11 protein-coding genes and 1 pseudogene are annotated in these 13361 nt (G+C 56.2%); 6 read left to right on the top strand and 6 right to left on the bottom strand.

What is annotated here, in order from left to right:
* Positions 1 to 13 precede the first annotated feature (13 nt).
* The gene (locus MFP24_RS15075) at positions 14 to 850 is read right to left on the bottom strand and encodes an AraC family transcriptional regulator (RefSeq protein WP_249231152.1); all 837 of its coding nucleotides are present in this window, start codon (positions 848 to 850) and stop codon (positions 14 to 16) included.
* Between the two features lie 133 nt (positions 851 to 983).
* Here MFP24_RS15075 and dinG point away from each other — a divergent pair, with 133 nt between their 5' ends.
* The 5 genes and pseudogenes from dinG (at position 984) to MFP24_RS15050 (ending at position 8160) form a co-directional block, all read left to right on the top strand.
* Positions 984 to 3083 (top strand): ATP-dependent DNA helicase DinG, encoded by a 2100-nt coding sequence (dinG, locus tag MFP24_RS15070; RefSeq protein ID WP_249230926.1) that lies wholly within the window; start codon positions 984 to 986, stop codon positions 3081 to 3083.
* A gap of 96 nt (positions 3084 to 3179) precedes the next feature.
* Positions 3180 to 3941, top strand: a complete 762-nt coding sequence (locus tag MFP24_RS15065; protein WP_249230927.1) for an endonuclease/exonuclease/phosphatase family protein — start codon at positions 3180 to 3182, stop codon at positions 3939 to 3941.
* Positions 3938 to 5178, top strand: a pseudogene (clsB, locus tag MFP24_RS15060) (cardiolipin synthase ClsB). The gene MFP24_RS15065 and the pseudogene clsB overlap by 4 nt, the downstream one beginning before the upstream one ends.
* Positions 5179 to 5313: 135 nt before the next feature.
* Entirely contained in the window at positions 5314 to 6282 is a 969-nt protein-coding gene (ybiB, locus tag MFP24_RS15055; protein WP_249230929.1) for a DNA-binding protein YbiB, read from the top strand.
* Between the two features lie 18 nt (positions 6283 to 6300).
* Positions 6301 to 8160, top strand: a complete 1860-nt coding sequence (locus MFP24_RS15050) for a M3 family metallopeptidase (protein WP_249230930.1) — start codon at positions 6301 to 6303, stop codon at positions 8158 to 8160.
* A 166-nt stretch (positions 8161 to 8326) separates the two neighbouring features.
* Here the strand turns inward: MFP24_RS15050 and glnQ are convergent, their stop codons facing one another.
* The 4 genes from glnQ to dps all read right to left on the bottom strand — a co-directional run bounded on the left by glnQ (position 8327) and on the right by dps (position 11378).
* Complete coding sequence (glnQ, locus tag MFP24_RS15045) at positions 8327 to 9049, bottom strand: glutamine ABC transporter ATP-binding protein GlnQ (protein WP_249230931.1); 723 nt, start codon at positions 9047 to 9049, stop codon at positions 8327 to 8329.
* The gene (gene glnP, locus MFP24_RS15040) at positions 9046 to 9705 is read right to left on the bottom strand and encodes a glutamine ABC transporter permease GlnP (RefSeq protein ID WP_009112276.1); all 660 of its coding nucleotides are present in this window, start codon (positions 9703 to 9705) and stop codon (positions 9046 to 9048) included. Before glnP ends, glnQ begins: the two co-directional genes overlap by 4 nt.
* A 26-nt stretch (positions 9706 to 9731) precedes the next feature.
* Positions 9732 to 10475 carry a glutamine ABC transporter substrate-binding protein GlnH gene (gene glnH / locus MFP24_RS15035; RefSeq protein WP_249230932.1) on the bottom strand — a complete coding sequence of 248 codons (744 nt, stop codon included), beginning with the start codon at positions 10473 to 10475 and terminating at the stop codon, positions 9732 to 9734.
* A gap of 399 nt (positions 10476 to 10874) precedes the next feature.
* Positions 10875 to 11378, bottom strand: coding sequence for a DNA starvation/stationary phase protection protein Dps (gene dps, locus MFP24_RS15030; RefSeq protein ID WP_136168075.1), 504 nt, complete (start codon positions 11376 to 11378; stop codon positions 10875 to 10877).
* Between the two features lie 298 nt (positions 11379 to 11676).
* Between dps and MFP24_RS15025 the strand changes: the two genes are divergently transcribed.
* A complete protein-coding gene (locus MFP24_RS15025) occupies positions 11677 to 12231 on the top strand; it encodes a shikimate kinase (protein WP_249230933.1) in 555 nt (184 codons plus the stop codon).
* On the opposite strand, the gene rhtA is transcribed toward MFP24_RS15025, so the two are convergent.
* On the bottom strand, positions 12216 to 13109 hold the full coding sequence (gene rhtA, locus MFP24_RS15020) for a threonine/homoserine exporter RhtA (RefSeq protein WP_249230935.1): 894 nt from the start codon (positions 13107 to 13109) through the stop codon (positions 12216 to 12218). The genes MFP24_RS15025 and rhtA overlap by 16 nt on opposite strands.
* Between the last annotated feature and the right edge of the window lie 252 nt (positions 13110 to 13361).

The following is a 13361-nucleotide window of genomic DNA, read 5'->3' as shown; positions in this document are numbered from 1 at the left end:
GCCGTTGATGCCGCTATTTATTGTCAAATATTGATCGCCCCTGACGATACTGTCCGGGCGTTGCCGCCGTGTATCGTACGAAGATTTTATGGAAGTGGCTTTGATCGCAAAATCCGCTCTGATAGCCGGCATCGGCCAGCGGGACGCCTTTTTTCAGCAGGGTTTTGGCGTATTCAATCCGCGCATTATTAAGAAAAGCCATCGGCGTGATGCCGGTATCCTGGCGAAATCGCCGCACGATGGTTTCCCGCCGCACGTTCAACTCTTGCGCCAGGGTTTCCAGCGACGGCGCTTGCTGCAGGTTGCTCAACAGGCGCTGGCGCACGTGGCGCGTGGCAGGCTGAGCGGGCAAGGGGGCGGGCGGCGCGGGCGGGGAACAGTATCGCAGCAATAGCGGGGTAATCAACTGGTCCAGCGTTTGTCCGGCCGCCGCCTCCCCGCGATGCAACTGGCCTATCAGCCGTTGATAGCGGGCGAACAGCGCCGGGTCGCGCAGGGTGACGCAGCGGCAGTGCAGCGACGTAACCGGATATCCGCAGCCTTCGGACAGCCGTTTCAGGCACCACTCCGTGTCCAGATACAGCATATGATAGCTGCGGGTCTGGCCGGGCAGGGGATTACAGCTGTGCGGCTGGCGCGGGTCGATAAAAATCAGGTCGCCCGCCCGTAGCCGGCGTATCTCCCCGCGGTAGTGGCAGAGCGTCGAACCCTGTTCGATGGCGCCGATGGAGAACTGTTCATGGCTGTGGGTTTTATAGCCATGGCCGCTGCGCCAGGTCGAGCGGCTCTCCACGTGCGGCAGCAGCGGTGAAAACCAGTATGCTTGATCGATAGTATGAACGGATGACATGGTGAACGGCCCGCTATCAAAATAGACAGTTACCCTAATCGGCGCGCGGAAATTTGTCGAGCGGCGATATCGGCTGACCTTATGCCCGGTCTGTGGGACAATGGCGGTCGGATTGACTGAATACAGAGAATGCATGGCGCTGTCCCCCGCAATAAAACTGCAGATCGGCCAATGGTATAAGGCCCTGCAACAGCAGATCCCGGATTTTATTCCCCGCATACCCCAACGACAGATGATTGCCGAAGTGGCGAAAACGCTGGCGGGCGACTATCCGCGTCATTTGGCTATCGAAGCCCCGACCGGGGTGGGCAAAACGCTGTCATATTTGATCCCCGGCATCGCGGTCGGACGGGCGCAAGAAAAAACGCTGGTGGTCAGCACGGCGAACGTGGCCTTGCAGGATCAGATCTTCAGTAAGGATTTACCGCTGTTGCGCAAGTTTATCCCCGAACTGACCTTCACCGCGGCATTTGGCCGCGGGCGCTATGTGTGCCCGCGCAATCTGGCGATGCTGGCGACGGACGCTGATGCGCAGGGCGATTTAACCCTCTATCTGGGCGATGAGTTAGCGCCGTCCAGCCGCGAGGAGCAGGGCAAGTGCGCGCGTATCGCCAAAGCGTTGCAAGGCCATGCCTGGGACGGCCTGCGCGATCACTATCAGGAATCCATCGCCGACGGCCTGTGGCGCAAACTCAGCACCGACAAGGCCAATTGCCTGGGCCATAACTGCCATTATTTCCGCGAGTGCCCGTTTTTCATCGCCCGGCGCGAGATTGAAAACGCCGATGTGGTGGTGACCAACCACGCGCTGGTGATGGCGGCGATGGAAAGCGAATCGGTATTGCCGAACCCGAAACATATGCTGCTGGTGCTGGATGAAGGGCACCATATTCCCGACGTCGCCCGCGATACGCTGGAAATGTCCGGCGACGTTACGCCCGCCGCCATCACCGTACAGCTGGAACAGCTGGTGCAGCAGATTGGGCTGTGTATGGCGCAGTTTGCGCCGAAGTCGCCGCCGCGCCTGGCGCACGGCGAACGGCTGACCGCCCATTGCGAGGAGCTGCGCGACGCGGCGCAGTCGTTTGCTCAGCTGTGCGGGCTATTTTTGCCGCCGGAGAGCGCGGAAACCGAGTACCGCTTTCCGCTGGGAAAGATGCCGGAGGAGATGCGCGAAAACTGCATCCGCCTGTTTAAACTTACCGATAGTCTGCGCGGGCTGACGGAGTATATGCTCAACGACCTCAGCGAGAAAACCGGCAAACACGACGTGGTGCGTCTACACCAGACGCTGCTGAAAATGAGCCGGCTGCTGGGCTATCTGGAGTCGCTGAGCAAGCTGTGGCGTCTGGCGACGATGGAAAAATCCTCCAATGCGCCGGTATCCAAATGGCTCACCCGCGATATCCGCGAGGGACAAGGGCATCTGTTGCTGCACTGCGCCGGCATCCGCGTGTGCGACCAGTTGGAAAAGCTGTTGTGGAACAATGTGCCGCACGTGGTGATGACCTCGGCGACGCTACGGTCGCTGAACAGTTTCTCTCGTTTACAGGAGCTGTCCGGTCTGAATGAGCCGGCCGGCGACCGCTTCCTGGCGCTGGATTCGCCGTTTAATCACCGTGAACAGGGGCGTCTGGTGATCCCGAAAATGCGCCACGAACCGCTGCTGAAAAGCGAACCGCAGCATATCGCCGAAATGGCGTGCTTTTTCCGCGCCGAGCTGCAACGGGGCAAACATCGCGGCCTGTTGATGCTGTTCGCCAGCCAGCGCGCCATGCAGCTTTTTCTGACGCAGGTCGCCGACCTGCGGCTGATGTTGCTGGTTCAGGGCGATAAACCGCGCTATCGGCTGGTTGAGCTTCACCGCCAGCGGGTGAAGGAAGGACAGACCAGCGTACTTATCGGTTTGCAGTCTTTTGCCGAAGGACTGGATCTGAAAGGCGAACTGCTTTCCCAGGTGCATATCCATAAAATCGCCTTCCCGCCGATTGACAGCCCGATCATTCTGACGGAAGGTGAATGGCTGAAAAGCCTGAAACGTCAGCCGTTCGTGGTGCAAAGCCTCCCCAGCGCCTCATTCAGCCTTATTCAGCAGGTGGGGCGACTGATCCGCAGCCATGAGTGCTTCGGCGAAATCGTTATTTACGATCGCCGCCTGCTGACCAAAGGCTATGGCGGCCAGCTGCTTGCCGCGCTGCCCGTGTTTCCCATTGAGGAAAGGGAGATGCCATAATCTCTTTTTTGAGCGCGGTATCGACAAGATTGGCCGGTTCTTTTTGACTACACTTTATTTTCATCAGGATCAGGATAGTGACGCCGCCAGGAGAATATGACCCAACTGCCCCGGTATTTTTCGTTGAAAGTGCTCACCATTAACACCCATAAAGGCTTCACGGCGTTTAATCGCCGCTTTATTTTGCCTGAGCTGCGTGACGCGGTACGCACCGTCCGCGCGGATATCGTCTGTTTGCAGGAAGTGATGGGCGCCCATCAAGTTCATCCCTTGCACATAGAAAACTGGCCGGACACCACGCACTACGAATTCCTTGCCGACACCATCTGGAGCGACTACGCATACGGGCGCAACGCGGTCTATCCCGAAGGTCACCACGGTAATGCGGTATTGTCGCGCTTTCCCATTGCGCATTATGAAAATCACGATGTCTCAGTGGGTGAAAGCGAGAAGCGCGGGCTGCTGTATTGCCGGATTGCGCCGCCGGAGCTGGTTTTTCCCATTCATGTCGCCTCGGTGCATCTTGGCCTGTGGGAATCGCATCGCCGGGCGCAGCTAATGATGATGGCGAAATGGGTCAATTCACTGCCCGAAGGCGAACCGGTGGTGGTGGCGGGCGATTTCAACGACTGGCGCCAGCGCGCCAACCCTCTTTTGCAGGTCGAGGCCGGACTCGAGGAGATCTTCACCCGCACGCGCGGCAGACCCGCGCGCACTTTCCCGGTGGGCTTTCCCCTGTTGCGCCTCGATCGGATTTACGTGAAGAACGCTTATGCCAGTAGCCCGAGCGCGCTGGCTTTGCGCAACTGGCGTCATCTGTCCGACCATGCCCCTTTAAGTGCGGAAATACACTTATGAAATGTTCATGGCGAGAAGGAAATCGGATCACATTACTGGAAAATGGCGATGGTTATTATCCGGCGGTGTTTAACGCCATCGGCAATGCACGGAGTAAAGTCATCCTCGAAACCTTTATCTGGTTTGAAGATAACGTGGGCCGTCAGCTTCACGAGGTGGTATTGCACGCCGCACGACGCGGCGTGAAGGTGGAGGTGTTACTCGACGGTTACGGCTCGGCGGATTTGAGCGAAACGTTCGTCAATGAACTCACCTCTGCCGGCGTGGTGTTTCGTTACTACGATCCGCGTCCTCGCCTGTTTGGCATGCGCACCAATGTATTCCGGCGGCTGCACCGCAAAATTGTGGTGGTGGATGAAAGGGTGGCGTTTGTCGGCGGAATTAACTATTCCGACGAGCATATGTCCGACTACGGCCCGCAGGCCAAGCAGGATTACGCCGTGCAGGTTGAAGGACCGGTGGTGCGCGACATTTTGCTGTTTGAGCTGGAAAGCCTGTCCGGCCAGGCCGCCGCGCGCCGCTGGTGGGCGCGTCATCATCGCCCGCAAGAGAACCCGAAGCCCGGCGAAGCGCAGGCGTTGTTCGTCTGGCGCGACAATGAAGCGCATCGCGATGATATTGAGCGTCACTATCTGAAGATGCTGGCTAATGCAAAGCGCGAGGTGATTGTCGCCAACGCCTATTTCTTCCCCGGCTATCGCTTTCTGCATGCCATGCGCAACGCGGCGCGGCGCGGCGTGCGGGTGAAGCTTATCGTGCAGGGCGAGCCGGATATGCCGATCGTCAAAGTCGGCGCGAGTCTGCTGTACCGCTATCTGATGAAAGGCGGCGTGCGGATTTATGAATATCGCCGCCGCCCGCTGCACGGCAAAGTGGCGCTGATGGATGGGCACTGGGCGACGGTCGGCTCCAGCAATCTCGATCCTCTCAGTCTGTCGCTCAATCTGGAAGCCAACCTGATCATTCACGATCGCGCCTTTAACCAGACGCTGCGCGACAATCTCAACCATATTATCGCCAATGACTGCGTATGCGTGGATGAGTCGATGGTGCCGAAACGCACCTGGTGGAACCTGACCCAAAGCGTTGTGGTGTTCCACTTCCTGCGTTATTTCCCGGCATTGCTCGGCTGGCTGCCCGCCCATACGCCGAAGCTGGCGCAGGTGCCGCCCCCGGTGCAGCCGGAGATTGAAACCCAGGATCGCGTTAAAGCGGAAACCCAGGAGTGAAACCCTGATGTCAAAATCCCACCCGCGCCGGCGTCTGGCAATTGCCCGGCATGGGTCATTCTTTACATTATTAATCACAAAGCGAAGCATGCTATTTTCAAGAGATAAGCACCCAACGACGTCGCCGTTAACGAGAGGCCAGCATGGATTACACCAAGGTTATTAAAGAGGTCGGACGCGGTAAGAACCATGCCCGAGATTTGGATCAGGCAACCGCCTATGAACTTTACCGCCGTATGCTGGATGGGGACGTGCCGGAGCTTGAGCTGGGCGGGTTGCTGATCGCCTTTCGCATCAAAGGCGAATCTGAATCCGAGATGCTCGGTTTTTATCAGGCGATGAGCGAGCGGGTTCTGCGCCTGCGGCCGCCGGAGAAGGGGCCGATGCCGGTGGTGATCCCCAGCTATAACGGGGCGAGAAGACAGGCCAATCTGACGCCGCTGCTGGCGCTTCTGCTGGCGAAACTGGGTTATCCGGTGGTGGTACACGGCGTGAGCGACGATCCCACTCGCGTCACCAGCGCCGAGATATTGCACAATCTGGGGATCTCGGCGGTTGAAAGCGCCGAACAGGCGCAACGGCTGCTGGATAAGGGCGAGCCGCTGTTTATTCCCATCTCGTTGCTGTGTCCGCCAATCGACCGGCAGTTGCAGCTGCGCTGGCGTATGGGGGTGCGCAACAGCAGCCATACCCTGGCCAAGCTGGCCACGCCCTTTGCCGAAAGCGGCGCGCTGCGGCTCGCCAGCGTATCGCACCCCGAATATATCGCCCGCGTCGCCACGTTCTTTCGCGATATTGACGGGCGGGCGTTACTGATGCCCGGCACCGAGGGTGAAGTGTACGCCAGCCCGCAGCGCTGCCCGGAAATTCACTTTATACATCGGCAGAAAACGCAGGTTCTGCAACTGCGTCAGGATATCGCGCCGGCGCCGGACGGTTTGCCGATTGCCAAAGATGCGGCGACAACGGCGCGCTGGACGGCGCAATGTCTGGCGGGGGAGATAGCGTTGCCGCAGGCGATTCGTCTGCAACTGGCCAGCTGTTTGGTGGCCGGCGGCGACGCGCCGTCGATGGAGCAGGCGGTGGCAAGCATCAGAAAACGTCTGGGTTAAGAGAGAGGGAAAGCAATCATGCAACAGGCTGTAGATTATTTTAATGCGCTGAACCGTGACTATCTTGCGGTTCACCAAACCAAAGAAGATCTGTTCTGGCAGCTGTATATGGGAACCGGGGACGAGGAGGTATCGGCCCGCTTTTCCGCGGCGGAAAGCGCTTATAAACGTTTTATCGCCCAGCCGCAGCGACTGGTTGAGCTACGGCATCATCTTGCCGCGGTGGAAAATAGCCCGGCGAATGACGACCAGCGGGCGTTGCTGCACGGCCTGCGCGGGTGGTATCGATTTTTTGACTGCAACGTGATTGAAGATCCCAAGGCTCAGGCGCTGATGGATGAAATCATCGCGGCGGAAAGCGCGCTGTACGCCAGGCGTAAAAGCTATGAAATGACGCATCTGGATGCCAACGGCGAGCGGGTCGCGGCATCATTGGGCGAACTGCTGACCAACCAGGCGACGAATGATACCGAAGCGTATCGGCAGAGCTCGCAACAGGCGCTGCGCGACCTGGAACAATGGCTGCTGCGTAACGGTTTCCCTGAGCTGATCGGCCTGCGCAACCGCTTTGCCCGCCAGATGGGATACCGCAACTATTTCGATTACAAGGTGAATAAAACCGAGCGCATGACCCCGGAACAGCTTTTCGCCATTCTCGATCCTTTCGAAAAGCAAACCTGGGAGGCGAACGCCCGCAGCCTGAAGGAGTTGGCCGCCGCAAAGGGGCCGCAGGCATTGCAGCCGTGGAATATTCGCTATGCCAGCGCCGGCGACGTAACCCGTCAGCTCGATCCCTATTTCCCGTTCTCCGCCTCGCTGGAACGCTGGATAAACAGTTTCAAGCGTCTGCATATTGGCTTTAACGGGGCGGAAATGCAGCTCGACCTGTTGGTGCGCAAGGGCAAGTACGAAAATGGCTTTATGCACGGCCCGGTGCCGCCGTTTTATCAGCAGGGAGAGTGGATCCCGGCGCGGATTAATTTTACCAGCCTGGCGAAGCCGGATCAGGTCGGCAGCGGCGCCAGCGGCATCAATACCCTGTTCCATGAGGGCGGACACGCCGCGCATTTCGCCAATATTCGCCAGAACGCCCCCTGTTTTTCACAGGAGTTTCCGCCGACCTCCATGGCTTATGCGGAGACGCAGTCCATGTTCTGCGACAGCCTGCTGCACGATGCCGACTGGCTGAAACGCTATGCGAAAAACCGGCAGGGGGAGGTTATTCCCGATGAGCTGATCCGCGCCGATATCCGCACGCGCCAGCCGATGCGCGCCTTTAACGATCGCCATATTCTGCTGGTGCCCTATTTTGAATGGGAACTCTATTCCTGGAGCGACGAGCAGCGCACGCCGGAGGCGATAACCAAACTGGCGCGGGATATTGAACAGCGAATTCTGGGGATTGGCGGCAGCCCGCGGCCCACGCTGGCGATCCCCCATCTGCTGTCGATGGAGTCGGCCTGTTCCTATCAGGGATATCTGCTGGCGCTGATGGCGGTGGAGCAAACGCGGCATTACTTCCTGCAGCGGGACGGTTATCTGAGCGACAACGCGGCGATCGGCCCCGATCTGGCGCGGCATTACTGGCTGCCGGGCAATAGCGTCAGCCATGATGATACTTTGCGCAGTCTGACGGGCGAAGGTTTCAATCCCGCTTATCTGGCGCAGGCGTGTAACCTGACGGTGGAAGAAGCCTGGCAGCGAGCGGAAGCGGCCATCGCGCAGGCGTCGCAGCGCCCGCAGCCCGCGGCGGATTTCGACCTGGCCGCCCGCATTCGGATTGTCGACGGCAGCCGGGTGATTGCCGATAATCAACGGGGCGACGAGGTGATATGCCGGGATTTCGCCGCGTTTATCGAACGGGAATATGGTCGGTAGCAGGGATGGAAAGGGGGGATTCCCCCCTTTCAGGCCAGTGACAAAGTTCGATATTAGGGAGAGCGTGGCGAGGGGTCGTAGCGGCGTAAGCCGCCGGAGCGCCCCTCGGTACGGTCGGCCCGTGTATCTCAGGTTCACAGACGAGTTTGTCAGCAACCTCTTTTTGTCAGGATACGTGCTGTAAAAACTCGCGCAGGCGATCGCTCGGCGGGTTGCCAATCAGCGTTTCCGGGTCGCCATCTTCGGCGATGCGGCCTTTATCGATAAAGATCAGGCGCGAAGCCACCTTATGCGCAAACCCCACCTCGTGGGTAACGATAACCATAGTCATCCCTTCTTCCGCCAAATCCTTCATCACCGTCAGCACCTCATGGCGCAACTCAGGATCCAGCGCCGAGGTCGGTTCATCGAACAGCATCAGCTTAGGTTTCACGGCCAGGGCGCGCGCAATGGCGACGCGCTGCTGCTGACCGCCGGAAAGTTCGGACGGGTAGTGATGCGCCCTTTCAGAGAGTCCCACTTTCTCCAGCAGTTCCCGCGCCAGCTTTTCCGCCTGCGCTTTACTGGCGCCGCGTACCCGGATAGGGCCGAACGCCACGTTTTCCAGCGCGGTAAGATGCGGAAACAGGTAGAACTGCTGAAATACCATCCCGGCTTCCTGACGGATCAGACGCTCGTCAACCCGCGGATCGTTAACGCTCAGGCCGTCGACAATCAGCTCTCCGCTGGTAATCTCTTCCAGCTTGTTGATACAGCGCAACAGCGTGGATTTACCGGAGCCGGAAGGGCCGATAATCACTACCACTTCACCCTGATTAATCTTCAGATCGATGTCGTGTAAAACTTTGGTTTGACCAAAGTGTTTGGAAACATTTTTAAATTCAATCATATAATCTTAAGTCTTCTTTCCAGACGACGCAGGATAAAGCTGAGCACCAGCGTGATAAACAGATAAATCACCGCTACCGCGCTCCAGATTTCCAGCGCGCGGAAATTGCCGGCGATGATTTCCTGACCGGAACGGGTCAGTTCCGCCACGCCGATAACGATAAACAGCGAGGTGTCTTTGATGCTGATGATCCACTGATTGCCCAGCGGAGGCAGCATACGGCGCAGCGCCAGCGGCGCGATGACATGGCGCAGCGTATCCCGGCGGGACAATCCCAGCGCCAGTCCGGCCTCGCGGAAGCCATTGTGAATCGACAGCACTGAGCCGCGGGTGATTTCCGCGATGTAGGCGCCGGAGTTGATCATGATGGTGACCACGGCGGCGGCGAACGGATCGATGCGTACGGAGGTGAAAATCATCGGCAGGGCGAAATAAATAAACATCACCTGCACAACGATCGGCGTACCGCGGATGATTTCAATAAACACCAGTGCGATACGGCTGGAAAACCAGCCGCCGTAAGCGCGGGCAAAGCCCGCGAGAACACCGATAACCAAGCCGCCCAGCAGACCCAATACCGAGATCAGCAGGGTCATTTTCGCCCCTTCCAACAAAAGAGGCAGAGAAGGCCAGATGGCGCTCCAGTCAAACTGCATGGAATATCTCCAGATTAAAGCGGCGATTACTTAGGTTCAACGCCAAACCACTTTTTGTAGATCTCAGCATAGGTGCCGTTTTCCTGCAGTGTTTTCAGCGCGCCGTTGACTTTGTCGCGCAGGTCGCTGCCTTTCGGGAAAGCGATGCCGTATTGCTGTGCCTTGATGGAGTCGCCCACGGCTTTGAACTGGCCGTTACCGGCGGTTTTAATGAAGTAGAGGATGTTCGGCGTATCGTGCAGCACGGCGTCGGCGCGGTTGGTGCCTAATTCCATATAGGCGTTGTCAATGTTCGGGAACTGGCGCAGAGCTTTGGTCTTGATATTCGCTTTGGCGTAATCAACCGAACCGGTGCCGCCTTTTACCGCCAGCACTTTTCCCGCCAGATCTTGCTCGCTCTTGATGTCGTTGTTATCGGCCTTCACCATCACCAGCAGGCCGCTATTGTAATAACCGTCGGAGAAGTCGATGGCCTTTTTGCGCTCTTCGGTGATGGTGATGCCCGCCAACGCCAGATCCACATTACGGGTTTGCAGCGCGGGGATGATGCCGCCGAAATCCATCGGCTTCAGGGTATAGGTGACATTGAGCTGTTTGGCGATGGCGTCCCACAGGTCGATGTCAAAACCGACGTACTTGTCGCCCTGCTTGAATTCAAAGGGAACAAAGGCGGTGTCGGTGGCGACGATAAGTTGTTTCTCCGCCCCGTAGCTGGAAATACTCAGGGTCAGCGTCAACGCAGCCAAAGAGGCTTTCAGTAGTGATTTCATTAAATCCTTCCTAGTGTATCCGTTGTGAGAAATTTTTGGCAGACAGGTCATATATCAATAATACTATGAAATAAAAAACCTGTTAGAACAGAAGGTTGTTTACAGAATGCTGTGTTTCACCCGCTATATCCGCTTAATGACCGAGCCAACGGCACGGCTTATCGCCCATGTCGTTTATGCACGGCGTGGATATGATTAACCAATTTGTGCGGCGGATACAACCGATGTTTGGCGTCGTGGCGGATTATTGGGGGGGGGGCGTTAATTTTTTGAACGTCGGTTCGGGGATGGTACGCCAGTCGCTTGCGACGGCCTGAAAGGTGGCGGGCACGACGCCCGCCATAAAAAAAGGGCCGCATACGCGGCCCCGGTCTATCTTTTTTGGCTTAAAAGCGAAACTTACTCGATATTGGATTCGATAAACCACAGGAATTTATCCAGATCGCGCGATGCGGCGGTCAGGATATCGGCGCTATCTTCATCCTCGGTTTGGCCGATGCCTTTACGCACCGCGTTAGCGACGACGGCATAACGTTCCGCCAGCGCTTTAAGGTGATCTTGCACGCTGTGGATATTCGTCGGATAGCTTTTCAGATCGGTCTTTTCGTTAACGGCCTGCACCGTGCCCAGCGCGACACCGCCTAACTGAACGATACGTTCCGCCACGGTATCCTGATGGTCGGTAATGGCGGTACGGAAGCCGTCAAGCATTTCATGAACGGCGATAAAATTAGCGCCGCGCAGGTTCCAGTGCGCCTGCTTGGTGATCAGGGAAAGATCGATCAGATCCACTACCAGCTGACTTAACAGCTTGATAGTAGAGGTCTTGACTTCGTCATCCAAATCATTACGCGTGTAGATAAGATCGGAAGATGCGGGGTTTACCAGTTTAGCGGTACGCATAATATTTTCCTCATTATTTAATTGTTCGTAATCTTACTGTTCAACGGGGTTTATTATAGCAGCAATAAAGCAAAATTTTAAAAAGAATCACCTATTGAATAAATAGCTATGGCGAATATAAAATAACTTTTTATTATCAGGCTCTTTTAATGGCGTGCTTTTGGCTATAACTACTCGCGGTATCTATTGATGTCAATATCGACGTAAATGATAATTATTTAGGATAGGATATAATCGCATAGGTTGTCATTTATATTATATATCACAACGGCTGAAATAGCGCGGCAATGGGACCAGAATGAAAATCAACGTGGTGGGCACCAGCGGTAGCGGAAAATCGACCATCGCCAGAGGCCTGGCGCAGCGGCTGGGGGTTCCTTATATAGAAATGGATGCCTTGTTCTGGCGGGAAAACTGGCGGGAAAGCCCGGACAGCGAGTTTTTTCCGCGCCTTGAAACGGTATTGGCGGCGCAAAGCTGGGTGCTTGACGGCAACTATAACCGCACCCGCGATATCAAATGGCGCAACGTGGATGTTGTGGTCTGGGTGGACTATGGCTTTAGCCGTACGCTTTTTCAGGCGGTTTCCCGCGCCTGGCGGCGTTCATGGCGCAAAGAGGAGTTATGGGCGGGAACGGGAAACCGGGAATCATTTATGCGCAGTTTTTTCAGCCGCGACTCAATTATCATCTGGACGATAAAAACCTATTCTACGAATCGTAAACGCTATCTGGCGGATCTGTCCGACGCTCGTTACCGCCATATTCGTTTTATACCGTTACGCTCTCCACGGGAGAGCGAGGCGTTTTTGCGTCACTTTCCGCAGCGTGTCGGCCATTATAACGGGGAGTGATCAGGTTCTTTGTCGGCGAGTTCCGCCGGTTTAATGGTCAGGGTGGCGCCAATCGAGGCGGTGATAATAAAAATCAGCGCCATCCATTGGGTAAATGATAAATGTTCGCTGAGAAATAACAGGCCGGAAACGGCGGCGATCGCCGGCTCCATACTCATCAGGGTACTGAACGTTCTGGCCGGCAGGCGAGTTAACGCGACCATCTCGAGAGAATAGGGCAGCGCGGTGGAAAGAATAGCCACGGCAATACCCACTGGTAATATGGCGGATGAAAATAACGTCGCATCGGAATAGATCACGCCGATGGGGCAAAATACCGCCGCCGCAATGAAAGAGCCGACGGCAACGGTGCCGGGGCCGTGAATAGAGCCCGCTTTCTGTCCGAAAAGAATATATAGCGCCCAGCAGGCCCCCGCGCCAAGGGCGCATAGCGCACCCGGCATATCGACATTGCCGATATTATTTCCGAGCGGCAATAAGAACCATAATCCCAGAACGGCCAGAATAACCCATAAAAAATCAATCACCCTGCGTGATGATAACATGGCGACGGCAAGCGGGCCGGTAAATTCGAGGGCGACGGCGATACCCAGCGGGACGGTACGCAGTGAGAGGTAAAATAAAAAATTCATGCCTCCCAGGGTAATGCCGTAAATTAACAGCGGTAGGCGGTTGCTGCCAAAACGCATGCGCCACGGTTTAAAAATAAGGCACAGGATTAACGCGCCGATGCCCAGGCGTAGTGCGGTTACCCCGGAGGCGCCGATCAGCGGAAACACGCTCTTGGCCAGTGCCGCGCCGCTTTGTATCGATACCATCGACACAATAATGAGCAAAACGGGAAGCAACGCTGATAGACGGGGAGAAGGTAAGGTCATTTTTACGGCCTTGATAAAATGTAGAAAGAACGGCTGATATCAAAACCCGGTGCCGCCAGACTAACCAATTGTAAAGGATTTGCCGCGCTTATGCTTACTTTTATTGACCTTTATTTACGCTATATTTAATCGATTTGTTTTTTGACAAATCTCTTTGCATGCAAACTGAACGGAAAATTAAGAATATTCTGTTTTATTGACATGTTTTGAATTATTTTTTATTCTGGCTGTCAACTAAGAAAAGCTATTATA

Origin of the sequence: Brenneria tiliae (assembly GCF_023347575.1) — a bacterium.
GTDB classification, from domain to species: domain Bacteria; phylum Pseudomonadota; class Gammaproteobacteria; order Enterobacterales; family Enterobacteriaceae; genus Brenneria; species Brenneria corticis.
Note: the sequence above shows the minus strand (reverse complement) of the source record. Positions and strands in the feature narration are given on the sequence as shown.